The sequence below is a fragment of the Streptomyces canus genome, assembly GCF_030815415.1.
Lineage (GTDB): Bacteria > Actinomycetota > Actinomycetes > Streptomycetales > Streptomycetaceae > Streptomyces > Streptomyces canus_F.
In genome coordinates this window covers 9,787,858-9,811,788 of the sequence record NZ_JAUSWW010000001.1, presented here as the reverse complement: position 1 = coordinate 9,811,788, position 23,931 = coordinate 9,787,858, and the positions used below count along the sequence as shown (strand labels likewise).

The following is a 23,931-nucleotide window of genomic DNA, read 5'->3' as shown; positions in this document are numbered from 1 at the left end:
GGATGGGGGCAGCCTGCAGTGGGGACCACTGGCGGGCAACTGCCGTGGATGCCCAGGTCGTTGGTCGTGAAGCCGTGAACAGCCGCCGCCGGATGCGGGCGAGCACCGGCGGCGGCCGCGCGGTGCGAGATCGGCGCTGGCTCCCCTCACATCGCCGCCTCGCACTGACCGTCCTTCCCACCCTTCCCGGGGTGCGCGGGAGTTCACCCCGGGCTCGAACCGGGGCGGGAGGACGAAGGGCTGGAGCTTCATAGTCGGCGATGCAGCTCCAGCCACTCACAGTGGCCGGATATTCACTACGGCCCCCAGACCGATATCTGCGGGCCAGCAGCCCGCCGCCGACCGTGGCCGGCAAAGGTGCGAGGGCCTTGTTCGGAGCATAGACCGGGCCGTGGCGGGTCCGGGAGCATCCGATTCAGAGGCTGAGGCCCACCAGAAGGGCACCGGTCGCCTCCATACGAGGGCGCCGTATCCGCCAGCCCGCGGCAACCGCACGCCTGCGGTCCGGCGCGGGCACGGGTGGCGGCCCGACGGCAGGAGCCCGTGCCGGTCTCCATGATGGTCCCGCCGAACGTCAACTGGTCCATTAAAGGGAGAAGAGCCGCTTTGACCTCCCCAGGCTTCCACGGCCCTTCTCCCACCAGGCACTGTCCGCCTACCCGGAAGATCCGCGCTCATGTCGATCGCCTCGCGCTGTGTCAGGCGCTGGCCCTCTGACGAAATAGAGGGACCGCCGCTCTGGCATGTGACGTACGCGGTGCTCCATCTCCAGGCCGCCGCGGAGGTCCTCCTCAAGGCCCGGCTGCTACGCGAACACTGGAGCTTGGTCTTCAAGAACCCCGGGCAGGCCTCCGAACATCGCTTCCTCGACGGCGACTTCGAAAGCTGCGGCATCGACGCCACCGTACGACGGCTGCGCCAGATCGTCGGCCTAAGGTCTGACGGGCGGATCAGGCCGGTCGGCCCCGGGGGGGGAATCGCTGTAGCTACCCGCCGGGCAGGGAACGGGGTGGAGCGGGGTGGGCCCGCATTCCTCGTATCGGCCGACGGCCGTCAGGGGCGGGCGATGTTCCCGAACAGGTCCAGGACCGCCTGGTTGCGGGCGCTGGGCTCGTAGGGAGGGTTGCCGACACTCTCCCCGAGGTGGGCCGGTCCGTGACGGCCGGCCACAGGCGGGTCTGCTCGCCGGTGACGAAGTCGAGGACGATGGCGCGGATACGCGTGTCACGGCTGGCCTGTTCGGGGCTGCGGCCCGGCTGTTCCTGCCCGATCAGGGCGTACATCTCGGTGCCGTGCACGGCGGGCGCACCCTCGGCGGGCCCGATCGCCAGGAGATGTGCGTTGCCGCCTGCCGCGGCGAAGGCACCGCGGGCTGCGGGGAGCATGAGAATGATCGAACTTAACGCTCACTCAAAGCTGCCGAAGACGGCTGGAGAAGTGGCCCGGCACCAGCGGTCACCGAAATGCTGAACGTCGACGAGCAGGCGTGGGAGACATCGGGACCTGGGATCTCGCGTGTTGTGGAACTGGACAGCCCTCACGCCAGCACCAGGTCCCCTTGCCATGCCGCGAACGCCCCTCCCTGACATCGCCCCGCACACCAGACCGCGTCCGCGCTTTCCGCTCCCCGGAACGGTTCTGGCGCCCGACTCACGGCAGATTCCCTGCTCGCCGCCCACCCCTGTAATCAACTCTGTTTGCTTCATTGACATCTCTCCTCGGCGTGCACTGGCTCACCGACACCCTCGCCGGGGCCCTGCTCGGTACCGGCCTGGCCATGGCCTCCGTCGCCACCTGGGACACCGCTCACCCGGGCCGCAACGCCGCCAGCGCCGGGGTGGGAGCCGCATCCGCGACCTGCCCCGGTCGGCCCCTGCCTCAGCGGCCGCGCTCCGGATATCGGGAGTCGACATCGGATGCCGATACCTGAGAGCCCCGTCATGGACAGCGAGCACTCCCTGGTACGCGTCATCCTCACCGCCAGCTTCCCCCACCACGACCCGCAGACCGTCGCCGAGACCGTCTGTGCCACCCACGCACGGCTGCGTGAGGATGCCACCGTCGCCACCCACCCCGCGGCCCTCACCCAGCGCCAGGCCGACGACACGCTCACACATCTGCGGCCACGCCGTACCCAGCAGGATGGATCAGCAGAGCAGCTGAACTCCGACGGCCTGGACTCTCTAGCGGACGGTGTCATGATCCGGACCGAAATGGATGATCACCAAACGAACAGTCGGACAGGCTGAGAACGTCGCGCGAACCGGCCCGCAATCCGCTGCATCAGGCTTTCGAACGCTCCCCACCAGCGAGTTCCCTCGGGCGGGAGGTCGCCGACGGGTGCTCCCTCCCAAGGGTGGAGGCTCACAGACCCGAGCCGCCGGTCGCGTCGATCACCTTGCCGGTGACCCAGCGTGCGTCGTCCGAGGCGAGGAAGGCCACGATGTCGGCGACGTCTTCCGGCTGGCCAACCCGGCCCAGTGCGGCCAGGGAGGCCGCGTGGGCTTCGGCCTCCGGGTTGCCGCGCAGCCAGCCCGCGTTGACGTCCGTGTCGATGATCCCGGGAGCGACCGAGTTCGCTGTGATGGCCCGGGCGCCCAGCTCCTTGGCGAGGTTGAGGGTGAAGTTGTCCAGGGCGCTCTTGGTGGCGCCGTAGGCGATGGCCTCGGGCATGGCGAGGTGGGCCGCGCCACTGGAAATATTGATGATCCGGCCGGCGTCGCGCAGTCGCTTCAGCCCCTCTTGCACGATGAAGAACGGCGCTCGCACATTCACGGCGAAGACCTCGTCGAAGCCGTCCTCGGTCAGTGACGTCAGGTTCGCGCTCCGTCCTATGCCGGCGTTGTTGACGATGATGTCGACGGATCGCCCGGGTGCGTGCTGGGGAATCTGGGCGTCGAACGCCGACCACAGGGCGGCGGCATCGCCACGACGGCCCAGCTGCGCGTGGAGGGCGAACGCCCGGCCGCCGTCCTTTCGGACGCGCTCCACGACGTCGTGCGCCGCGCTCTCGTTGCTGGCGTAGGTCAGTGCGACAACAGCGCCGTCCTGGGCGAGCCGCTCCACGACGGCTCGCCCGATGCCCCTGCTGCCGCCAGTGACCAGTGCGATCTTTCCTTCAAGTCGCTGCGTACCCATGGTGGTTGACCGCCCTTCATTGTTGAGTGTTCGACCAAGAAAGACGGTAGCACGATTTCTTGGTCGAACACTCTAGAATGTGGTCCATGACCGAGAAGCCCAAGCGCGGCCGCCCGCGAACCTTCGACCGCGCAGCGGCGCTGACCGCGGCCACGCGCCTGTTCTGGGAGCGCGGCTATGAAGGCGTTTCCATCAGCGAGCTGACCGAGGCCATGGGGATCCGCTCAGGGAGCCTGTACGCCGCCTTCGGGGACAAGAAGTCCCTGTTCGAGGAAGTGGTCGACGGCTACGGCCAGTCGCCCGTCGGCGCCTTCGCGGGTGTGGCGCTCCGCGAGGAGTCGACTGCGTATGAGGCGTTCGCGCGCATCCTTCGGGAGGCCGCGGTCATCTATCCGGACCCCTCGCACCCAGCCGGCTGCCTGGCCATCAGCGCCGCAACCAACGTCACTCCGCAGGATGCGGAGGTGCAGGCCCTTCTCCGCAATTTGCGCAACAAGAACGTGGACGGGTTCGAGGCCCGGCTGCGGGAGGCGCAGTTGGAGGGGGAACTGCCAGTCGAGGCCAGCCCTCGGGCCTTGGCAGACTACTTCGCCACAGTCCTCCAGGGACTCTCACAGCGAGCCCAGGATGGCGCTACTGCCCCCCAACTGGCCGAAGTAGCCGAACTGGCACTGACCGCTTGGCCGACCACGCAACGCTGATCAGTTCGGTACTCCGACCGGCAAGATCACGATCTACAGCTGGACTACTACAGCGCGCCTCTTTGATCGGTTGGTCAGTTGATCGGAGGCGCCTGTCCGGTTAGTGATCACTGATGCGATGTGGGACCTGATCGAGCCGCTGATGGCGGCCGATTCGGTCCGCGGTCGGCGGTGGGCCGATCACCGCCGAACCCTGGAGGCCATTGCGTGGAAGTACCGCACCTGCTCGCCGTGGCGGGGTCTGCCGGACGAGCTCGGCTCGTCCGGACCGCCCACAAACGGCTGATCAGGCGGGCTGTGGACGGCACCTGGGAACGGTTCTTGTCGCGGCTGAGGGTGCCGACTACGTCGGCTGGACCGTGTCGGTGGACTCCACCGTCTGCCGGGCTCACCAGCATGTGCCGGAGCCAGGAGAAAGGGGCTCCGGCCCGGGCCGAACCCGGCGACCCTGCGCTCGGACGCTCGCGCGGCGGCCTGAGCACGGTCCAATCTCGCCAGCGACAGCCAGGCACGGCCTTTGGCCCTTCGCGTCACCGCAGGCCAGGCGGGTGACGCCCCAGCTTCCGGGTCCGCTTCGCGGAACACGGATGGCGGCCATGACGGTCTCGACCGAGAACCCGCCCGGACTCTGTCCTGGCGGACCGCGCGTATTCATCCCGCGCGATCCGGAATCACCTCCGCCGACGCGGGATCCGCGCAGTCGTACAAGCAGCGCAACGCGGTCGAGCCGTGCATCAACCGGCTCAAGCAATGGCGTGGCCTGGCCATGGGAACGGACAAGCTCGCCATCGCCTAGCGAGGCTGCGCTCCACCTCGTCGCCATCCTCAGCTGGGCCCGGCGACAGCCCGCTCAGCGATCGACCACCCAGCGCGCATCCGTCGGCCAGGATCCAGTGCCAACGATCTGCTTCACGAGCCTGAACGCGTCCCGGATGGGGACGGTGTCCTCATCCGGGTGCTCGTCGTCCTGGCCGTTGGAGAGGACGAACCCGCCGCTCGACCCCTGAGCTCCGGGATCCACGGCATGCTCGCCGGGATCGCCCTCTTGTTCGATCAGCATCACCATCGCGCGCTCGGTGTTCGTCACGAAGGCCAGCGATCGGCCGGAGGAGCTGGTCAGCCACGTCTCAAGCTGCCCACTGTCGACCCTCGACCGGAGGATCTCCAGCACCATCTCGGACGACACCAGGACAGGGCTGTCGTCATTGATCACCCAGGACTCGATCACGAGCACGACGATCTCACGGACAGATCTCAGAGACGGGCCTTAGCTGCCCAGGAATCTCTCGACCACTGTCGCCAGAGCCTCTGGGCTCTCATCCGGGGCGAAGTGACCGACGTCGTTGAAGATCTGGAGCTCAGCGTTCGGATACCACTGCAGCCAGGTGGACCGCATGGTGTCAGGACCCATCGCCGGGTCGTTCGCTCCAGCCACGACAAGCACCGGGGTCGGATTTCCCTTGAGCCGCTCGTGGATGTCGGTGCCGCGAGTCCAAGATTCGAGGTACGAGCGCAGGGCCCCCGACGAGGAGCGTTCCGAGCCGCTCACCCTGGCATCCAGCCACGCATCGTCGTGCCGACCGCCGGTGGTGACGTCAAAGATCGTCCTGCGGTTGCCGGAATCCTCCACGGCTCCGGCGAACAGCTCCCACATCTCCCCTTCGAGCGGGAACCCGGACGCAGGTACCGGCGAGATGCCGACGATCGAGCGGATCCGCGAGGGGGCGTCCAGCAGCATCAGCTGGGCCGCCTTGCCTCCCATGGAGTGACCGATCACCGAGAAATTGTCCCAGCCCAGGTCGTCAGCCACGGCGAGAGCGTCGGCTGCGACCTCCTCCATCGTGTAAGCCCCAGGGGTGTCCATCGCCTCGCCGTACCCACGGCAGTCCACGAAGGCGTAACTGAACGCGCTCCCGTCCAGGTACCGCCGCAGATGGCCGAAACTCGACCTGTCGCTGAGCCAGTGGTGGAGTGCGAGGACCCGCTCCGGGCCGTTGCCCTGTACCTCACACGGAATTACGTGTCCTGCTGCATGACCTGTCACAATGCGGGGTCTCCCCCGCCGGGCCGGGCCCGATATCCCGTGGGCTTGCAACTTCGCTCCAACGGCGCAGCAACGCGGGCGGGCGACCGACGGCGTCGCAGGCCGGATGAACCTGGCCGGTCAGGCACCCCATCCCGGAATCGCCATTCGGTCCCGCGAGGACCACCCGGTCGTCCAGAGGAACCCGAAACCGCCTCGTAGGTGGGTGCGGTCGCCTCGTTCTCGGAATGCCACACGAGCGTGGTGTCGAGGTCCACGGCGAGGCCGGGCAATGTGCGTCCCGCGGTCCGGGCGGCGGATACGCCCGCCCGGCTCGGCGGCCTTCAGCCAGCGACTTCCCGAGCGGAAGCGCGGCCGAGCACCGACAGACGGTGCCCGCTTGCCAACGTCGGCGAGCAGCCGCTAGGCCGACGGCGTCGAGGCGACTGAGCCGAACACTTCAGTGCATCTGATCGTCCGCAACGACGCCCGCCACCGGCCACGCATTCCTGGCGAGAGCCCCGCATCTGCGTCCCCGCGTTTCCCGTACGGGGGCGCGCGCGAAGCTGACGCGCTCCTCGGCAAGGCTGTCCGGCGCCACATCCTCGATGTGCTTGGCAGCGGAAGCTCACCCACTTCTTCTGTTTGATCACGGTGGCCCCGGGCTCTGCGCTGGACCAGGTGCGGGAGCGTCGGGTCGAAGACGCGCTCGTGGCTGTCGTACTGGCCAACGAGAGGAATCGTCCCGTCGTTGGCCCTACGGGGAAGGGTGATGGCGGTGGCCAGGTACATCAGCTGGGCCCGGGGATCCGGTCTCCGCGGTGAACTCAGGCTGAAGCCGGGCCCTTCGGGGTGCGTGGCGCACGGATTGCGGTCATCGCAGGTTCTCATTGGTGCGGGCGCTCCAGACCGCCAGGGCGGCTATCAAGGCGCAGGCGCCGCCGAGCCACAGAACGCCCTGGAGGGTGAGCGTGTCGACGATGACGCCGCCGGCCAGCGCGCCGAGACCGATCGACAGGGTGAAGACCGCCACCCACAGGGAGGAGGCCGCTTCCACCGCCTGCGGGACAGCCTTGATCATCCATGTCTGTAGGCCTACGGACACGCCGCCGTAGGTCAGCCCCCAGACGATCAGCAGCATGGCGCCGCCGACCGCCCTCTGGCCCGACAGCAGGAAGAGCGGCATGGCAAGCGCCAGGGACACGGCGATGATCAGCACGCTCCGGTGCACCCTGTGCGCGCATTCGAGGGAAAGCGCGTCGCCGAGTTCGTTTCGCAGGGCGGCCACATGGACGTCCAGGGTCTTCGTCGAACCGAACCAGGTGCTGTCCCAGACCGCCGTCATCATGGTCTCCCTGGTCACCAACCGCTGGCGATCACCGCCGGAGTCGTGGAAAAACGCGGCGGCATCTCCTTCAGCGCCCCACACCTCAAGCAGCTCCGCACATCCCTCCTGGGACATGCCGACTACATCCAGCGTGTGCATCCGCTGATGGCTGACCCTGCCGAGGTCGAGGACCTCATGCGGCGAGCCGGAGCCCGCCAGTGGGCCAAGGCCCAACCGTGATCCCCCATCAGAAGCGACACCGGTTCGAATCCCACCCGCGGGACCGGTGCCCAGCCCATGGCAGTGGCGACATCGCTGCCATCCCGTCGGCCAGGTCGCCTCGAGGAAGTCACAGCACCTCGCCGGCCAGATGGTTCTACTGAGGTTTCGTGGACGGCGGCGATCACGCCGTCAGTATCGGGGCGTTGAGGGCGTGACGCTCGTCGACTGCCTGGTGACCCGGCCGGTGGATCGGGCCCGTGCCCAGGGTCAGGGACAGGCCCGTGCCCTGGTTGGCGTGGGCGATGATCTCCGCGGTGATGGAGATCGCCGTCTCCTCGGGCGTGCGCGCGCCGAGGTCGAGACCGATCGGGGAGCGCAGCCGAGCCAATCGGTCCTGGGCGACGCCCGCCTCGCGCAGGAGACGCAGGCGTTCGTCGTGCGTCCGACGGGATCCCATCGCGCCCACGTAACCGACGGGCAGATCGAGTGCCTGCCGCAGCAGGGGGATGTCGAACTTGGAGTCGTGGGTGAGGACGCACACGGCGGTACGACCGTCCACCTCGGTGCGTTCGAGGTAGCGGTGGGGCCAGTCGACCACGACCTCGTCCGCGTGCGGGAAGCGTGCGGATGTGGCGAAGACGGGGCGGGCGTCGCAGACGGTGACCCGGTAGCCGAGGAAGCGGCCGGCCTGGCTGAGGGCGGCGGCGAAGTCGACCGCGCCGAAGACCAGCAGGCGTGGCCGAGACGCATGGACGTGGACGAGGACGGACAGCCGTTCGGGGCATCCGTCTCCCTCCCCGCCGATGTCGACGCGGGCGGTCCGGCCGACCCGCAGCAGGGCCCTGGCCTGGTCGGCCAACGCCCGGTCCGCCGGGCCGCCGTCCACCCGCCCATGGGCGGCATGGTCACCGTCGAGCACGCTCAACGTGGAGCCGAGAAGGTGCTCCGGGCCGTCCACGACCTGTGCCACGGCGACCGGACGTCCTCGATCGATCTCGGAGAGGGCCGTGACCAAGTGCGGCTGGGCTGCGGGGTCGATGCGCTGGACGAGGACGTCGAGTTCGCCGCCGCAGGTCAGGCCGACGGCGAAGGCGTCGTCGTCGGAGTAGCCGAACCAGGCCCGCTGCGGAGCGCCCCGGTCGCTCAGCACCTGTCGGCACAGTTCGTAGACCGCGCCCTCGACGCAGCCGCCGGAGATGCTGCCGACCGCGGTGCCGTCCGCGTCCACCGCGACCGACGTACCGACCGGCAGGGGTGCGCTGCCGGTCACGTCGACGACGGTGGCCAGGGCGAAGGGGCGTGCCTCGCGGCACCAGCGGTGCAGTGTGTCCGCGATGTTGAGCATGGCGGTTCTCCATGACAGGACAGGATCGGAGGAAGGTGAGCGGGCCGCCGCCACGACGCCGGGGAAAGCGTCATGCGGCGGCGGCCCTGGAAGGTCCGGCGGCCGGACGGGGAGACGGACCACCGGACGAGCGGTGTGCACTGCGCCGACCCGAAGCGCATCGTTCAGAGCAACGCCTCGGCGGTGATGGGCAGTTCGCGGATGCGGCGGCCGGTGGCGTTGAAGACCGCGTTGCCGATCGCGGCCGCCACCCCCACCTGGACGACCTCGCCGAGCCCCTTGACGCCGAGCGCGTTGCCGTCGTTGTCCTCGCCGTCCAGGTAGATCGCCCTGACGTCGGGGACGTCGGCGTTGACGGGGACGAGGTAGTCGGCGAGGTTGGCGTTGACGATCCGGCCGTCGCGGTGGTCGGTGGCCGTGTGCTCAAGGAGGGCCGTGCCGATGCCGCCCACGATGCCGCCGATCGCCTGGCTGTCGGCGAGCTTGGGGCTGATGATGCGGCCCGCGTCGTACACGCCGAGCATGCGCCTGACCCGCACCAGGCCCAGGGTCGCGTCGACGGCGACCTCGGCGAAGGTGGCGTTGTAGGCGTGGTAGGAGTGCCGCTCTGGGCTGGGCGGCCCGGTGTAGGAGCCACCCGCTTCGAGGTGGGTGCGGTTGTTGCGGGCCAGTAGCGTCCGGTACGTCTCGCCGCGGGTCGGGTTGCCCTGCACGTGCAGCCGGCCGCCGCGTACGACGACGTCGTCCGCCTTCACCCCGTACAGCGGTGACTCGCGGTCCTCGACGGCCAGCTTGATCGCCTGCTGCCGCACCTGGTTGCAGGCGTCGTGGACGGCGGTGCCGACGCTGGCCATGGTCGCCGAGCCGCCGTGCGGCGAGGTCGGCGGGTAGAGGGAGTCGCCGAGCCGGAACGTGACCGTACGCATGGTCAGCCCGAGGGCGTCGGCGGCGACCTGGGTCTGGGAGGTGTAGGTGCCCGGCCCCATGTCACTGGTGGCCGCCTCGACCACAGCGGTGCCGTCGGCATCGAGGCGGGCCCGGGCCTGTGCGGGGTAACGCCCGGGGTCGTACACACCGGCGGCCATACCCAGGCCGATCAGCCAGTCGCCCTCGCGCCTCGAACGTGGCCGGGCGGAGCGGCGCTGCCAGCCGAACTCGCGGGCGCCGAGGGTGTAGCACTCGCGCAGCCGACGGGTGGAGAACGGCAGGTTGCTCGACTCGTCCTCGTTCGGTTCGTTGCGCCGGCGCAGCTCGATCGGGTCGACGCCCAGCTTGTGCGCGAGTTCGTCCATGGCCGACTCGATCACGAACGACGCCGAGGCGAAGCCGGGGCCACGCATCCAGATCGGGGTGTTCACGTCCAGGGGGACCGTCCGGTACGCCTGGCTGACGTTCGGCATGCTGTAGAGCATCTGCCCCGCGCCCATGACGGCCTCGGTGAACGTCTCGTACGAGGAGGTCTCGGCATCGATGTCGTGGATCGCGGCGGTCAGCCGGCCGCGCCGGTCACTGCCGAGGCGCAGCCGGTACTCGTACGACGGCCGGAAGCCGGCGCCGAAGTACATCTGCTTGCGGCTCAGCACCAGCTTGACCGGACGCTTCGTCTCCCGCGCGGCCAGGGCGGCGACGACGCTGTGCGGCCAGCAGCGCAGCCCGCTGCCGAAGCCGCCGCCGACGAACGGGTTGATGACGCGCACCGACTCCGCGGGCAGGTCGAACACGGCCGCGAGCTCGTCATGCGTGCCCATCACCCACTGCGTCTTGTCCCACACGGTCAGCTTGTTGCCGTCCCAGCGGGCGATGGTGGCGTGCGGCTCCATCGGATTGTGGTGATTGCGCGCCAGTTGGTACGTCAGATCCAGCCGTACGGGAGCGTCGCGCAGGCCCGCATCCGCATCGCCGCGCGCGTAGTTCGTCGGCTTGTCCCGCTCCGCCTCGTGCAGATCGGTCGAGGGCTGTTCGGCGTCGTACTCGGCCTTCACCAGGCTCGCACCGTGCTGTGCGGCCTCCAGGGTGGTGGCGACCACGACGGCGACCGGCTGGCCGTGGAAGCGGACGCGGTCGTCCTGGAAGACGCGGAGTCGCCGGCCGGGCGGGTTGTTCGACCCGGAGTTGTCGCGGTACGGCAGCTTCGGTGCGTTGCCATGGTGGATCACCCGCAGCACGCCCGGCTGGGCCTCGGCGGCGCCCGTGTCGATGCCGGTGATACGCCCGCGGCCGATGCTCGCGTCCACGATGACGGCGTGCACCGCCCCGTCGACATCGAACTCGGCGGCGTACTGCGCCTTGCCCGTGACCTTCAGCCGGCCGTCCACCCGGGACAGCGGCGCACCCACGGCTGCCTGCGGCTGGGGGCTCACTTCGTACCTCCTACGATGCGCTGCTGGCGTTCGACGGTCCGCTGGAGCAACTCGACCTTGAACCGGTTGTGTTGAAGGGGACGGGCGCCTTCCGCCGCCTTGGCGGCAGCGGCCGTCCACAACGCGTCCGAGGGGCGCTCGCCGACGAGGTGCCGCTCGACGGCCGGCAGCTTCCACGGCACCGTGCCCACCCCTCCGGCGGCCACTCTCGCCTCGCGGATCACCCCGCCGCGCACATGCAGCGCGACGGCCGCCGAGGTCAGGGCGAACTCGTAGGACTGCCGGTCCCGCACCTTCAGGTAACCCGACTTCAGCGGACGCGGCACCGCGGGAATCTCCACCGCGGTAATCAACTCTCCCTTTCTGAGGGCCTGTTCACGGTTGGGCGTGCTGCCCGGCCGCAACAGGAAGTCGGCAAAGGCGACCTGGCGCTCCCCGTCCGGGCCCAGCAGGTGCACGCTCGCCTCCAGCGCCGCGAACGCCACGGCGACGTCGGAGGGGTGAGTGGCCACGCAGGAGTCGGAGGTGCCCAGGACGGCGTGCGTGCGGTTGACGCCCTCCAGCGCCGCACAGCCGGAACCTGGCTCACGCTTGTTGCAGGCGGCAGTCACGTCACGGAAATAGGTGCAGCGGGTGCGCTGCATGATGTTGCCGCCGATGGTGGCCATGTTCCGAAGCTGCGCGGACGCACTCAGTTCCAGCGCCTGGGAGACGACCGGGAACAGGGTGCGCACCTTGCGGTGGGCGGCGGCCTCGGACATGGTCACCAGCGCGCCGATACGCAGCCCACCGCGCTCGGTGACGGTGACCTCGTCCAACGGCAGACCGCTGATGTCCACCAACGCCTCGGGGCGCTCGACGGTCTCCCGCATCAGGTCGACCAGCGTGGTGCCGCCGGCGACGTAACGCCCGCCGCGGCGACCGGCGTTGAGTGCTTCCCGCGTGTCGGACACGCGCGTGTAGGTGAAGGGATGCATGACGGCCGCTCCTTACTTCCGGGCGGCGGTCTGCTCGACCGCGCGCACGATTTTCACGTAACAGCCGCAGCGGCAGATGTTGCCGCTCATCCACTCCCGGATCTCCTCCGGAGAGCCGGTGTGGCCCTCCTGGATGCAGCCGACACCGGAGACGATCTGGCCAGGGGTGCAGTAGCCGCACTGGAAGGCGTCCTCGTCGATGAACGCCTGCTGCAGCGGGTGGAGTCGGTCGCCGTCGGCCAGGCCCTCGACGGTGGTGACCTCGGCGTCCTCCAGGCGAACGGCCAGCGTCAGACAGGAGTTGACCCGTCGGCCGTCGACCAGCACGGTGCACGCGCCGCAGGCCCCGGCGTTGCAGCCCTTCTTGGAGCCGGTCAGGTCGAAGTGCTCGCGCAGCAGGTCCAGCAGCGACGTGCGGTTGTCGACCGTCACGGTCCGGCGGGTGCCGTTGACCGTCAGGGACACGCGGCTGGAGGGCGGCGCCTCGGCTGCGGCCACCTCCTCCGGGGCCGCGAGGAATGATCCTCCGATCACGCCGCCCGCGACGACCGCACCACCGACCGCCGTGCTGGTGGCGATGAAGGTGCGCCGAGTGGGCGCTGGGGAGGGCTCGCCGGCTCCGTTGGGGGGTGGAACGGCAGACTCAGGGAGTTCAGTGGACATACGTACGCCTTCGTATCGCGGACGGATCGGCCGTACACAACAGCGGGACGGGAGACTGGATCGTCGTCACCGCGGGGGAACCGGGCAACCGCGCGCCTTGGCGGCGGCGACTGGTCGCATGGGGAGTCTTGCACCACCGACAACGCTTGTGGCAGGGAGACTTTCCTCCCCCTTTACGCTCCGTCAGGAGCGAATGGCCGACCTGATCGGGGGCACTTTCGCGCGGGGAGGCAGGACAGGGCGCGTCGCCTCCCTGGTCGTGGGTGCGTCCGCGTCGCTCACGACTTCGTTGTGCGTGGCGGACCGACCGTCCGCTGCGAGCAGTTCGCCGACACGGCCCTGGTGCGGGACGCCCTGGCGTCCTGAGCAAGCCCCGGTTGCGTGGTCGATAATTGGCCGGAGTTACTGGTTGCGGCTGCGGGGGCCGTTGTACTGCTGGTCGGTGACCGGCTCGGCCCAGGTGGTCTCGGGGGTGTCGTCGCCGGTGCCCTCCCACATGGCGATGTGCTCCATGAACCGGTCGGGGGCGGCGCCGTGCCAGTGTTCCTCGTTCGGCGGGCAGGCGACGGTCTCGCCGGGGTGGGCCTCGAGGATCGTGCCGTCGCGGGTGCCGATCAAGGCGATGCCGGAAACGACGTGCAGGGTCTGACCGACAGCGTGGGAGTGCCAGTTGGTGCGGGCGCCTGGTGAGAAGCGGACCAGGTTGGCGCGCATCCTGGACGGCTCCTGGCCCGCCACGATGACGTCCCACCACACGTCGCCGGTGAACCAGTTGGCCGGGGCCTTGCTGCTGGGCTGCTGCTTGGTGAATTCCATGGCGTCTCCCGAGTTGTTGGTGCGCGGATCGTCTCTAACGGGCGACGTAGCCGCCGTCCACGGGCAGGGCGACACCGACGACAAAGCCCGCTCCGGGGCTGCACAGCCACAGGACCGCCTGGGCGATCTCCTCGGCGGTGCCGAGCCGGTTGATGGGCTGGTTGGCCTCGGCCTCGGCGCGGTCGAGTTCTCCCTTGGCGATCATGTCGCTGACCATGGGGGTGTCGATGGTGCCCGGGCAGATCGCGTTGACGCGGACGCCCCGCGGGGCGTATTCGAGGGCGGCGCTGGAGGTCAGGCCGATCACTCCGTGCTTGGAGGCGTGGTACGAGGCACGGCCGGGGAGGCCGACCAGGCCGCCGAGGGAGGAGCAGTTGACGATGGCTCCGCTGCCTTGGGCGCGCATGTGGCGCAGTTCGTGCTTCATGCAGGCCCACACGCCGCGGAGGTTGATGGCGTTGACGCGGTCGAACCGTTCGGCGGGTTCGTCGGCGGCGTCGCTGGGCGGGATCTGGATGCCGGCGTTGTTGTAGGCCATGTCGAGGCGGCCGAAGGTCTCGACGGTGCGGTCGACCGCGACGGCGACCTGGTCCTCGTCACTGACGTCGCAGGTGAGGGCGAGGACTTGGTGGCCGGCGTCGGTGAGTTCCTTCGCGGCTGCGTTCAGGGCTGCTTCGTCGATGTCGGTGAGGGCGACCGCGGCTCCGGACTCGGCGAAGGCGCGGGCGGTCGCCAGGCCCATACCGGCGCCGACGCCGGTGACGAAGGCCACCTGGCCGGTGAAGTCGTATGTCGGGTTCATTCGGTGTTGTCCCTTCGGGCGTTGAGCTGTGGGAGCGCACGTGCGGTGCCGGGCTGCTCGGCTTCCGCCCTGCTGCGGTGACGCCGCGCCTTGCCGTGGGCCGCCGTCAGACGATTTGGCCGCCGTCGACGACCAGGGCGTGGCCGGTGGCGACCGAGGCGGCGTCCGAGCAGAGCCAGAGCACGGCGGCTGCGATCTCCTCCGGTGTGCCGAAGCGTCCGATGGGCTCGTCCGCGATCAGGGCGTCGCGCCCTCCGGGCGTGCTTTCGGCGAAGCGTTGGATCATCGCGGTGTCGATGAGCCGGGGCAGACGGCATTGACGCGGATATTGGATGCCTCGTAGTCGAGGGCGGCCGAGCGGGTCAGGCCGACGACGCCGTGCTTGGCGGCGGCGTAGGCGGCCTGTCCCGTGAAGCCCTTGACGCCGGCGCCGGACGAGGCGTTGACGATCGCGCCGCCCCCCTGTTGGAGCAGCAAGGGGATCTGGTACTTCAAGCACAGGAACATCCCGGTCAGGCTGACGCCGATGACGCGGTCCCACTCGTCCTTCGCGATGTCCGCGGCCGGCATGACCGGCTGCTCGACGCCGGCGTTGTTGAAGGCGACGTCCAGCCGTCCGAACGCCTGAATGGTGTCGTCCAGCGCGGACCGTACGTCGTCTTCGCTGGTGACGTCACAGAACAGGGCCAGGGCCTGGCCGCCCGCCTCCTCGATGAGCCGAGCGGTCTCCCCCAGGCCGTCCGGGGACCGGTCGGCGAGGGCGACGCGGGCGCCGGCGCGAGCGAAGACGACGGCGGTGGCACGGCCGATGCCGGAACCCGCTCCGGTCACGAAGGCCGCCTTGCCGGTGAAGGCTGCGCTGCTCACGGTCATGGGCGGTGTCCTCTCGCATGCTGGTGCGTCGTCGGGTTCGCCTTCGGCAGGACACGGGTCGCGGCTGGAGTCAGTGCTGCGAGGACACCTGCGCGGGTTCGTCGGACTGCGCGTGCGTGGGAGCGCTCCTCTGGGCCACGATCCGCCCCTTGTGGGAGACGCCGTGAACGGCGAGGGCGATCAGCGGGAGGAGGGTGAGGGCGGCGATGGCGGTGCCGACCAGGGGCGGGCCGGTCAGGCCGAGGGAGGAGTCCAGGGCCCTACCGGCGATCGCCGATCCGGCGGCGACGCCGACGTTGAAGGCGGAGGTGGTCAGCGCCGAGGTGAGGGTGGGCGCGTCGCCCGCGAAGCGCATGGCGAGGGCGGTGACGACCGGGTTGACCGTGAAGCCGGTCAGGCCCATGAGAAAGACGAGGACGGTGGCTGCTACCGGGTTCGTGGACAGCGGGATCATCAGGAGCAGGACCAGGGCGGTGGCCGCGGCGGCCGCGATGGTGGTGACCATCGGACGCCGGTCGCCCAGACGGCCTCCCGTGGTGGTGCCCCCCAGGGCGCCCACGCCGAAGGCGATGAGGACGAGCGGTACAGCGCCTTCGGGGATGCCGGCGCGGTCGGTCAGCAGCGGCGTCACATAGGTGTACGTCGCCAGGACACCGCCCATGATCAGCATCGCGGCGCCGAGCGCCAGCCACAGCCGGCCCTGCCGCAGAGCGCGGACCTCGGCTCGCAGAGACACCTCGACACGCTGCTCCTGGGCCGGGATGAAGCGGCCGATGAAGACGGCGGCAAGCCCGGACAGGGCGGCCAGGGCCCAGAAGGGGCCGCGCCAGCCGGTGAACTGCCCGGCGAAGGAGCCGATCGGCACGCCGACGACGTTGGCCAGGGTCAGACCGCCGATCATGACACCCGTGGCGCGGGTGGCGTTGCGCGGGCCTGCGGCGGTGGTGGCGACGACGAAACCGACGGACCAGAACGCTCCGGTCGCCAGGGCCGTGACGACGCGGGCCATGAGAACGACGGTGAAGGACGTGCTGAGAGCGGCGACCAGATGTCCGAGGCAGAACACGGACAGGGCGAGGATCAGCGTCCGGCGCTGGGGAAGGCGCAGGGTGGCCATGGCCATGGTCGGCGCCCCGATGATCATGCCGATGGCGAAGGCGGTGATCAGCAGGCCGGCCTGGGAGACGCTGACGCCGAGGTCGCCGGCCAGCTCCGGCAGGAGGCCGGCGACGACGAACTCGGTGGTTCCCATCAGGAACGTGCCGGCGGCGAGCACCCAGACGACGAAGGGAAGCTTGCCGGGGGTGGTCCCGGACGCGGAAGGCATACGTGTGCTCTTTCCTTGAGTGGAATTCGGCGGATCATGGTGGCGGCTGAAGCCGTCGCGGCGGACAGTGGACGGCGCGGCCACGTCTTTCACGGTTCCACGGAGCGCACCGGCCGAAAAGGGGAGGATCTCCTCCCCCCTTCGTGCAGGGACGAACGGTGGCGCGGGTCAGGGCGCGGCTTCAATGGTGATCTCGTCGGCGGTGGCGAGCTGCTCGGCGCCGCCGTCGGCCATGTGCCCGAGGATGACCAGGCCGGTCGCGTACGGGGCGTCGCGGTAGTAGGTGGCGAGATGGTTCCAGGGCGCGTAGTAGGCGAGATCACCGACTTGAGGGTCGGCGCCTTCCGGGGCGCCGGTGGTGGACAGCTTCCGGGGCAGATCGGCGGTCTTCTCGGCCTGGTTGAAGTCGCTCACAGACAGGGTGAGAGGGAGCTGGGCGGCGAAGTCGCGGGCGGTGGGGCTGTCGTTCAGGGTGGCGTCGATGCGGTGGCCGTTGATGGTGAGCCGGATGTTCATGGCGGTAGTCCTAGCGGACGGTGAGGTGGTGGCCGGGGCTGTCGAAGCCTGCGGCAACGGGGGCTTCGATGAGGAGGATGGGGAGTCGTTGGTGCAGGCGGTCGCAGCCAGCAGCAGGGCGGTGGCCGTGACCACGCGGGCGGGGGTGCGCAGGGGTGCCGGGTTCACGAGTTCGTCCAGGGGATCAGTCAGGCAGGGGCTCGGCGTAGTGGCGGAAGCCGCCCCGCTCGAGGTGGATGTCGAGCAGGCGCTGGGCCAGGACGTCCGGGCTGCTGTGCTCGGCGTCGGGCCGGATCGCTCCCGGGATGATCAGCTGGGCCGCGTGGATGTTCTCCGGGGCGAGCGCATCGTGCAGCATGCGGGCGTAGGCGCTCTCGGCGGCGAAGGCGATCGAGGTGCCGGCGACCTTCGGGTTGGGACGTACGGCGCTGGAGCCGTTGACGAACAGCACGGTGCCGCGGCCGAGTTCGCGCATGCCGGGCAGGACGGCCGTCACAGCGGCGACCGGGCCCTTGACGGAGAAGGACAGGGGCGCCTCCAGGTCGTCGGCGCTCGTGTCGAGCACCGGCTTCATGAAGTCGGCGCGGGGCACGGGGCTGTACTGGAGAATCTCGACGGTGCCCAGATCGGCCGCGGCTGCGTACAGGGCCGAGCTCAGCGACTCGATGTCGAGGACATCGGCCGTGTAGCCGCGAGCCTGGATGCCGTCGTGGGCGAGTTCGGCCGTCAGGCCGTCCAGCTTCTCCGCGTTGCGGGCGATGAGGGCGACGGTGTGGCCTGCGGCTCCGAAGCGGCGGGCGGTGGCAAGCCCGAGACCGGGGCCGGCACCGATGAGGGCGAAGGTCGTCATGGTCGGTCCTTGTGCGAGCGGGGGTGGGTTGGCGGTCCTGGGGCCGCACCGCGTCGGTGCGGCCCCAGGTGTGGACGCGTCTGTGCTCAGGGCTTGAGGAGGGCCTTGATGGCGCGGCGCTCGTCCATCGCCTGGTAGCCCTCGGCAACCTGGTCCAGGGGCAGGGTGAGGTCGAAGACCTTGCCCGGGTTGATCCGGCCGGACAGGACCCGGTCGATCAGGTCGGGCAGGTAGCGGCGCACGGGGGCGGGGCCTCCGCGCAGACCGACGTGCGAGAAGAACAGCTCCTGGCCGTCGACGGCCACGTCGTGCGGCACGCCGACGAAGCCGACGTTGCCGCCGGGCCGGGTGGAGTGCAGGGCCTGCCGCATGGACTCGGCCGTGCCGACGCACTCCAGGACCGAGTCGGCGCCGATACCGCCGGTGAGGTCCTTGACGCGGGCGATGCCTTCGTCGCCGCGTTCGCTGACGATGTCGGTCGCGCCGAACTCCAGGGCGAGCTTCTGCCGGGACTCGTGCCGTGACATGGCGATGATCCGCTCCGCACCGAGTTCCTTCGCGGCGATGACGCCGCACAGGCCGACCGCTCCATCACCGACCACGACGGCCGTCGACCCGGGCTTCACCTCGGCGGCGAGGGCGGCGTACCAGCCGGTGCCCATCACGTCGGAGACGGCGAGCAGGCTGGGAACCATCTCGCTGTCGGGGTGCTCGTCGGTGGCGACGAGGGTGCCGTGGGCGTTGGGGATGCGCACGTAGTCGGCCTGACAGGTGCTCATGAACTCGCGGTGCAGGCAGTTGGACTGCCAGCCGTTGCGGCAGTTGGCGCAGGTGTTGTCGGAGGTGGCGAAGGAGCCGACCACGAACTGGCCCGGCCTGACGTTGGCGACCTCACTGCCCACCTCCTCGACGATGCCGACGTACTCGTGCCCCATCGGGTGCGGGTCGCCGATGGGTTCCGCGCCGCGGTAGGGCCACAGGTCCGAGCCGCACACACAGGTGGCGACCGTACGGATCACCGCATCGGTCGGCTGGAGGATCTTCGGGTCGTCGAGGGATTCGAAGCGTACGTCGCCGGGGGCGTAGATGACTGCTCCGCGCATGGGGTCTTCCTTCGGTACGAGGGTCGGTGTACGGGCAGCCGGTGGTCACGAAATCGGCTGCTCGACATCGAGCCTCACACGCGAGGGCGGGCGCGAAAAGCGGAGAAATCTATCCTGGGAGGAGAACATCCTGGGAGTAAATTCTCCCCCCTTTCCCGAGTGGAATCGGTGTCATGCTGGGAAGCATGACCGCCAACGTCCCCCTCAATGAGCTGGGAGAATTCCTCAAGACACGCCGCTCCGAGCTGAGCCCGCGCACGGTCGGGCTGCCCGAGAGCGACCGGCCCCGCCGGGTCGCCGGGCTGCGCCGCGAGGAGGTCGCCCAGCTCGCCAGCATCAGCACCGACTACTACACCCGCCTCGAACAGGGCCGCATGCAGGCGTCCGCACCCGTGCTGGACGTGCTGGCCCGGGTACTCCATCTGGATGACGACGAGCGCGGCTACCTCTTCCAGCTCGCCGGCAAAACCAGCACCCGCACCAGGCGCCGCAGTCGGCAGAAGGTCCAGCCGCAACTGCAACGGGTCCTGGACGACCTGACCGCCACCCCGGCCATCGTGCAGGGCCGGCGCGGAGACATCCTCGCCTGGAACGCACTGGCCGCCGCCCTGGTCACCGACTTCTCCCACCTCCCGGAAAAGCACCGCAACTATCCCCGGATCATCTTCACCGATCCGGCTATGCGCACCCTGTACGCCGACTGGAAGGCCTCCGCGCAGATCTCCGTGGCCCAGCTGCGCATGGAGGCCGCGAAGTATCCCGAGGACCCCCGCCTGATCGAGCTGGTCGGCGAACTGTCCCTGCGGGACAAACAGTTCGCCAAATGGTGGGGCGAACACCACGTCGCCGCCCGCACCGTGGGCACGAAGACCCTCAACCATCCCGTCGTCGGCGAACTCGTCCTGGACTGGGACACCCTCACCGCCAACACCGACCCCGACCAGAACCTGACCGTCTGGACCGCCGCCCCCGGCTCCCCCACCCACGAACGGCTGCGCATCCTCTCCTCCTGGGCCGCCGACCAGCACCTGCCCGCGTCGCCACCACTCACCTGACGCCGTCGGCCGCTTCCACGACTCCGGCGGCGGGCGGTCGAAGGCGTTCACCATGCCCCTCAGCCGCTCTGGCTCTCGTGCCGCGAACGGCCTCCCCGCGCCCGAGCGAGGCTTTCGTTCACTGTCACCTGCTACCGCACAAGGAGCACCGCCATGCACACCCGCACACTCGGCCAGGGCCTCGAGGTCTCGGCGATCGGACTGGGCTGCATGGGCATGTCCCAGAGCTATGGCCCCAACCCCGGAGACCGGCAGGACATGATCGGTGTGCTCCGCGCCGCCGTCGACGGGGGCATCACCTTCTTCGACACGGCCGAGGTATACGGCCCTTACACCAACGAAGAACTCGTGGGCGAGGCACTCGCGCCGGTGCGCGAACAGGTCGTCATCGCTACCAAGTTCGGCTGGCGCATCGAGGGCGGCACGTCGGTGGGGCTCGACAGTCGGCCTGAACAGATCAAGAAGGTCGCCGACGCGTCGTTGCGCCGGCTGCGTACGGACACGATCGACCTCTTCTACCAGCACCGGGTCGACCCCGACGTCCCCGTCGAGGACGTGGCGGGCGCGGTCGCAGAACTCGTACAGGCGGGCAAGGTACGCCACTTCGGCCTGTCCGAAGCCGCCGCGGCGACGATCCGCAGGGCCCATGCCGTCCACCCCGTGACCGCCGTGCAGAGCGAGTACTCCCTGTGGACCCGCGACCCCGAATCCGAGGTGCTGCCCACACTCGCCGAACTCGGCATCGGATTCGTGCCGTTCAGCCCGCTCGGCAAGGGTTTCCTCACCGGCGCCGTCGACACCACGACCGCGTTCACCGAAGGCGACATCCGCGCCTCCATCCCGCGGTTCGACCAGGACAACCTCGCAGCCAACCAGGCCCTGGTCAACCACGTTGCCACCCTCGCCCGCGCCAGGAACGCCACCTCCGGGCAGGTCGCCCTGGCCTGGCTCCTCGCCCAGCACCCGTGGATCGCCCCGATACCCGGCACCCGCCGCATCGAACGCCTTGAGGAGAACGCCGGCTCCACCCAGGTCGCTCTGTCCGCCGATGACATCGCGGACCTCGACGCCACGGCGGCCCGCATCGGCGTGCACGGCGACCGCTACAACGACCAGCACATGCGCCTCGTCGGCAAGTGAGACGATCGCATGCTGGGGACGTTGGTCGAACTCGGAGTCACGTGACGACACAACCGTGACGGGTGAGGACCTCCGGGGATCGGGGAGCTGTCCACCCGCAGCGAGGAATTCCGGCGCCGCTGGGCGGCCCACAACGTCCGGATGCACACCACCGGCGTGAAGCTCCTGCACCACCCGGTCGTCGGCGACCTCGACCTGCCCTTCGAAACCTTCCCGCTCCCCCACGACCCCAGCAGTTGCTCCTCCCCTACACCGCCGAGCCCCACTCACCCACGCAGGACGCCCTGAACCTGCTGGCCAGCCGGGCCGCGACCGGCAACGACATCGAGCGGTCCACACCGGCCAACGAATCCGAGTCGGCCGACACGGCCGGAACACCCGACTGACCGACGAGCAACGCGGGACAAAGGGAGCCGTCAGCGCGGCCGCCTGCCCCGGCTCGATGTTCCAGGGTGCCGGGGGACTTCCCACTTCGCGAGGCCCGCAGTGCAGGGCCTGCGGAGACCGAGGGCGGCGGGGTCAGGCTTTCGACAGCCGCAGCAGAAGCAGTTGTTCCGGGTGGAGGTTGGGGATCTGGAGCCCGACGCGTTCCAGGACGCTGCCCGGGACGGTGATTCCGTCGCTGGTGCACCATGCGGGGGTGCCGCGTGCCATGCCGGGTGCCTGGTCGGCGGGCGGCAGCGGGCGCAGGCGGTAAGTGGCGTCGGGATCGAGGCCGCGCAGTCGTAGCGTGCCGGGCTGGGCGGAGATCGGGGTGGCCATGGCGGTGAGGGCGAAGATGGCTTCCGTGCGGTCGTGGGAGATGACGCCGTGGGCCCACAGGGCCGGGTCGGGGTGGTCGATGCGTACGACGCGGCCGGTGTGCAGCAGCCCGCGCAGCTGTTTGTACAGGGTGATCCAGTGCGCCAGTTCGGCGCGTTCGGTCTCGGTTGTGCGGGTGAGGTCCCATTCGATGCCGAGGTGACCGAAGAGCGCGGTGCCCGCCCGGAAGGCCAGGTCGTGGGTGCGACCGGTGGTGTGAGAACGGGCGGCGCCGACGTGCGAGCCGATGAGTTCGGGCGGCAGGAGCAGCTGGGTCCAGCGATTGATCGACTGGCGTTCCAGGGCATCGTTGCAGTCGCTGGCCCAGACGCGGTCGGTGCGCTCCAGGATGGCGAGGTCGACGCGTCCGCCGCCGCTTGCGCAGGACTCGATCTCCAGGCCGGGGTGGCGTCGGCGCAGTTCGTCCAGCAGGGCGTAGACGGCGAGGGTCTGGGCGTGCACGGCGGGCTCGCCGCCCGGTGCGTGGCCGGCGTCGACCAGTTCGCGGTTGTGGTCCCACTTGAGGTAGTCGATGTCGTACTGGCTGAGCAGGGCGTCGAGCCGCTGCAGGATGTGGGCGTACGCCTCGGGGTGGGTGAGGTCCAGGACCTGCTGGGAGCGGCGGTCGGCGGGGGTGCGGCCACCGGTGGCCAGGATCCATTCGGGGTGGGCGCGGGCCAGGTCGGAGTCGGGGTTGACCATTTCCGGCTCGACCCACAGGCCGAACTCCATGCCGAGGCCGCGAACGTGGCTGATGAGCGGATGAAGTCCCGTCGGCCAGACGGTCTCGTCGACGTACCAGTCGCCGAGTCCGGCCCGGTCGTCTCGACGGTGGCGGAACCAGCCGTCGTCCAGGACGAAACGCTCCACGCCGGCCTCGGCGCCTCGGTCGGCGAGGTGGGTGAGGCGGTCGAGGTCGTGGTCGAAGTAGACGGCTTCCCAGGTGTTGAGCACGACCGGGCGTGGGCTGCGGGGGTGTTCGGGGCGGGCGAGGAGGTGGTCGTGGAAGCGGGCGGAGAGGCCGTCGAGCCCCTGGTCGCTGTGGGAGGCGTAGAGCCACGGGCCGGTGTACTCCTCGCCGGGGGCGAGGATCAGCTCGCCCGGCAGGAGCAGTTCGCCTGCGGCGATGACCGGACGACCGGCGGGGAGTCGCTCGGCCAGTACGCGGTGGTTCCCGCTCCAGGCCAGGTGCAGGCCCCATACCTGGCCGGTGCCGAAGCCGAAGCCGGGTGTGCCGGCCGCCAGGACAAGAGGGGCGTCGTGGCCGGTGCGCCCACTGCGGGTCTCGCGCAGCCAGGTGCCGTGGGTGAAGGGCCGGCGTTGCGGGGCGCGTTCGCGACACCAGCGGCCGGTGAGGTCGAGCAGTTCGGTGGCGGAGTCGGGTACCGGCAGGGCGAGCAGCAGGCCGTCGAGGGTGTAGCCGCGGTTTGGGTCGTCATTGCGTACGGCGGCTCGCATGCGCACGAGGCCGGACGGGGTGAGTCCGGCTTCCAGTACCAGGCTGAGCCTGGCTGCGGCGTCGGTGGCCCGCACCTTCACGGATGGTGCTGCGGCATCCAGTTCCAGTGAGTCGCGGGTGAACAGGGGTGACCAGTCGGCTCCCTGACGGTGTCCCGTGAGTCCGGGCTGTCCGGGCCAGCCGGTGCCGTGTTCGGGCAGCAGTGCGGCACGCGGTACGGCGTCGGGGAATCCCGGCATCGGCGGCATGGTGACGGCCTCGGCCAACCGGTGCAGGTCCTGGCGGCTGAGGTCACCGAGGTCGGCGCCCCAGTGCAGAACGGCGGGCAGACCGTTGCCCCGCAGGTCGAGTATCAGGCTCACACCTGCTGCGCGGAGATGAATGATGCCCTCGGCTGCGGCTTCGGTCGGAGTAGTCACGATGGCCCCTCTCG

Annotated in this window: 24 protein-coding genes and 3 pseudogenes; 10 read left to right on the top strand and 17 right to left on the bottom strand. The window is 69.8% G+C overall.

The features are described from left to right. Positions 1 to 986: 986 nt before the first annotated feature. Positions 987 to 1,385, bottom strand: a complete 399-nt coding sequence (locus QF037_RS45760) for a hypothetical protein (protein WP_307035880.1) — start codon at positions 1,383 to 1,385, stop codon at positions 987 to 989. A gap of 320 nt (positions 1,386 to 1,705) precedes the next feature. Here QF037_RS45760 and QF037_RS45755 point away from each other — a divergent pair, with 320 nt between their 5' ends. Both QF037_RS45755 and QF037_RS45750 read left to right on the top strand, forming a co-directional pair. After that, complete coding sequence (locus QF037_RS45755) at positions 1,706 to 1,930, top strand: hypothetical protein (protein WP_307035878.1); 225 nt, start codon at positions 1,706 to 1,708, stop codon at positions 1,928 to 1,930. Next, positions 1,917 to 2,249 carry a three-helix bundle dimerization domain-containing protein gene (locus tag QF037_RS45750; RefSeq protein ID WP_307035876.1) on the top strand — a complete coding sequence of 111 codons (333 nt, stop codon included), beginning with the start codon at positions 1,917 to 1,919 and terminating at the stop codon, positions 2,247 to 2,249. Before QF037_RS45755 ends, QF037_RS45750 begins: the two co-directional genes overlap by 14 nt. Positions 2,250 to 2,364: 115 nt before the next feature. Here the strand turns inward: QF037_RS45750 and QF037_RS45745 are convergent, their stop codons facing one another. Next, complete coding sequence (locus QF037_RS45745) at positions 2,365 to 3,138, bottom strand: SDR family oxidoreductase (protein WP_307035874.1); 774 nt, start codon at positions 3,136 to 3,138, stop codon at positions 2,365 to 2,367. Between the two features lie 77 nt (positions 3,139 to 3,215). On the opposite strand from QF037_RS45745, the gene QF037_RS45740 reads away from it, so the two are divergent. Together QF037_RS45740 and QF037_RS45735 are read left to right on the top strand one after the other, a co-directional pair. After that, positions 3,216 to 3,839 (top strand): TetR/AcrR family transcriptional regulator, encoded by a 624-nt coding sequence (locus QF037_RS45740; protein ID WP_373463907.1) that lies wholly within the window; start codon positions 3,216 to 3,218, stop codon positions 3,837 to 3,839. A gap of 118 nt (positions 3,840 to 3,957) precedes the next feature. Continuing rightward, positions 3,958 to 4,693 (top strand): annotated as a pseudogene (locus QF037_RS45735) (IS5 family transposase); the annotation flags it as partial. Here QF037_RS45735 and QF037_RS45730 read toward each other — a convergent pair. From QF037_RS45730 to QF037_RS45720, 3 genes are all read right to left on the bottom strand, one after another. Further along, complete coding sequence (locus tag QF037_RS45730; protein WP_307035870.1) at positions 4,690 to 5,073, bottom strand: hypothetical protein; 384 nt, start codon at positions 5,071 to 5,073, stop codon at positions 4,690 to 4,692. The pseudogene QF037_RS45735 and the gene QF037_RS45730 overlap by 4 nt on opposite strands. A 33-nt stretch (positions 5,074 to 5,106) precedes the next feature. Then, positions 5,107 to 5,883, bottom strand: a complete 777-nt coding sequence (locus QF037_RS45725) for an alpha/beta fold hydrolase (RefSeq protein WP_307035868.1) — start codon at positions 5,881 to 5,883, stop codon at positions 5,107 to 5,109. Positions 5,884 to 6,736: 853 nt separating this feature from the next. Further along, positions 6,737 to 7,225 (bottom strand): winged helix-turn-helix domain-containing protein, encoded by a 489-nt coding sequence (locus QF037_RS45720; RefSeq protein ID WP_307035866.1) that lies wholly within the window; start codon positions 7,223 to 7,225, stop codon positions 6,737 to 6,739. A gap of 27 nt (positions 7,226 to 7,252) precedes the next feature. Between QF037_RS45720 and QF037_RS45715 the strand changes: the two genes are divergently transcribed. Then, positions 7,253 to 7,429, top strand: coding sequence for a hypothetical protein (locus QF037_RS45715; protein WP_307035864.1), 177 nt, complete (start codon positions 7,253 to 7,255; stop codon positions 7,427 to 7,429). Positions 7,430 to 7,592: 163 nt separating this feature from the next. Here the strand turns inward: QF037_RS45715 and QF037_RS45710 are convergent, their stop codons facing one another. The 4 genes from QF037_RS45710 to QF037_RS45695 form a co-directional block, all read right to left on the bottom strand. Beyond that, positions 7,593 to 8,756, bottom strand: coding sequence for an XdhC family protein (locus QF037_RS45710; protein WP_307035862.1), 1,164 nt, complete (start codon positions 8,754 to 8,756; stop codon positions 7,593 to 7,595). 164 nt (positions 8,757 to 8,920) lie between these two features. Beyond that, positions 8,921 to 11,116, bottom strand: coding sequence for a xanthine dehydrogenase family protein molybdopterin-binding subunit (locus QF037_RS45705; RefSeq protein ID WP_307035860.1), 2,196 nt, complete (start codon positions 11,114 to 11,116; stop codon positions 8,921 to 8,923). Beyond that, complete coding sequence (locus tag QF037_RS45700; RefSeq protein WP_307035858.1) at positions 11,113 to 12,093, bottom strand: FAD binding domain-containing protein; 981 nt, start codon at positions 12,091 to 12,093, stop codon at positions 11,113 to 11,115. The genes QF037_RS45705 and QF037_RS45700 overlap by 4 nt, the downstream gene beginning before the upstream one ends. Before the next feature lie 12 nt (positions 12,094 to 12,105). After that, complete coding sequence (locus QF037_RS45695; protein ID WP_307035856.1) at positions 12,106 to 12,756, bottom strand: (2Fe-2S)-binding protein; 651 nt, start codon at positions 12,754 to 12,756, stop codon at positions 12,106 to 12,108. A 267-nt stretch (positions 12,757 to 13,023) separates the two neighbouring features. Between QF037_RS45695 and QF037_RS45690 the strand changes: the two are divergent. Continuing rightward, positions 13,024 to 13,122: pseudogene (locus QF037_RS45690) on the top strand (nuclear transport factor 2 family protein); the annotation flags it as partial. A 36-nt stretch (positions 13,123 to 13,158) separates the two neighbouring features. Here QF037_RS45690 and QF037_RS45685 read toward each other — a convergent pair. From QF037_RS45685 to QF037_RS45655, 7 genes and pseudogenes are all read right to left on the bottom strand, one after another. Then, positions 13,159 to 13,572, bottom strand: a complete 414-nt coding sequence (locus QF037_RS45685; protein WP_307035854.1) for a (R)-mandelonitrile lyase — start codon at positions 13,570 to 13,572, stop codon at positions 13,159 to 13,161. A 34-nt stretch (positions 13,573 to 13,606) separates the two neighbouring features. Next, positions 13,607 to 14,374, bottom strand: coding sequence for an SDR family NAD(P)-dependent oxidoreductase (locus QF037_RS45680; protein WP_307035852.1), 768 nt, complete (start codon positions 14,372 to 14,374; stop codon positions 13,607 to 13,609). A 106-nt stretch (positions 14,375 to 14,480) separates the two neighbouring features. Next, positions 14,481 to 15,247, bottom strand: a pseudogene (locus tag QF037_RS45675) (glucose 1-dehydrogenase). Positions 15,248 to 15,317: 70 nt separating this feature from the next. Beyond that, positions 15,318 to 16,574, bottom strand: a complete 1,257-nt coding sequence (locus tag QF037_RS45670) for an MFS transporter (RefSeq protein ID WP_307035850.1) — start codon at positions 16,572 to 16,574, stop codon at positions 15,318 to 15,320. A 168-nt stretch (positions 16,575 to 16,742) separates the two neighbouring features. Continuing rightward, positions 16,743 to 17,090: a cyclophilin-like fold protein gene (locus tag QF037_RS45665; RefSeq protein WP_307035848.1), complete on the bottom strand. Its 348-nt coding sequence runs from the start codon at positions 17,088 to 17,090 to the stop codon at positions 16,743 to 16,745. A 184-nt stretch (positions 17,091 to 17,274) separates the two neighbouring features. Further along, complete coding sequence (locus tag QF037_RS45660) at positions 17,275 to 17,940, bottom strand: SDR family NAD(P)-dependent oxidoreductase (RefSeq protein WP_307035846.1); 666 nt, start codon at positions 17,938 to 17,940, stop codon at positions 17,275 to 17,277. Positions 17,941 to 18,026: 86 nt separating this feature from the next. Beyond that, entirely contained in the window at positions 18,027 to 19,043 is a 1,017-nt protein-coding gene (locus QF037_RS45655) for a zinc-dependent alcohol dehydrogenase family protein (RefSeq protein ID WP_307035844.1), read from the bottom strand. Positions 19,044 to 19,216: 173 nt separating this feature from the next. Between QF037_RS45655 and QF037_RS45650 the strand changes: the two genes are divergently transcribed. The 4 genes from QF037_RS45650 (at position 19,217) to QF037_RS51200 (ending at position 21,624) form a co-directional block, all read left to right on the top strand. Next, complete coding sequence (locus tag QF037_RS45650; RefSeq protein ID WP_307035843.1) at positions 19,217 to 20,098, top strand: helix-turn-helix transcriptional regulator; 882 nt, start codon at positions 19,217 to 19,219, stop codon at positions 20,096 to 20,098. Between the two features lie 153 nt (positions 20,099 to 20,251). After that, a complete protein-coding gene (locus tag QF037_RS45645) occupies positions 20,252 to 21,238 on the top strand; it encodes an aldo/keto reductase (RefSeq protein WP_307035841.1) in 987 nt (328 codons plus the stop codon). A 78-nt stretch (positions 21,239 to 21,316) separates the two neighbouring features. Further along, a complete protein-coding gene (locus QF037_RS45640) occupies positions 21,317 to 21,526 on the top strand; it encodes an MmyB family transcriptional regulator (protein ID WP_373463990.1) in 210 nt (69 codons plus the stop codon). Then, on the top strand, positions 21,475 to 21,624 hold the full coding sequence (locus QF037_RS51200; RefSeq protein WP_373463906.1) for a hypothetical protein: 150 nt from the start codon (positions 21,475 to 21,477) through the stop codon (positions 21,622 to 21,624). Before QF037_RS45640 ends, QF037_RS51200 begins: the two co-directional genes overlap by 52 nt. 133 nt (positions 21,625 to 21,757) lie before the next feature. Here the strand turns inward: QF037_RS51200 and QF037_RS45635 are convergent, their stop codons facing one another. Continuing rightward, on the bottom strand, positions 21,758 to 23,851 hold the full coding sequence (locus QF037_RS45635; protein ID WP_373463989.1) for an alpha-galactosidase: 2,094 nt from the start codon (positions 23,849 to 23,851) through the stop codon (positions 21,758 to 21,760). Positions 23,852 to 23,931 lie beyond the last annotated feature (80 nt).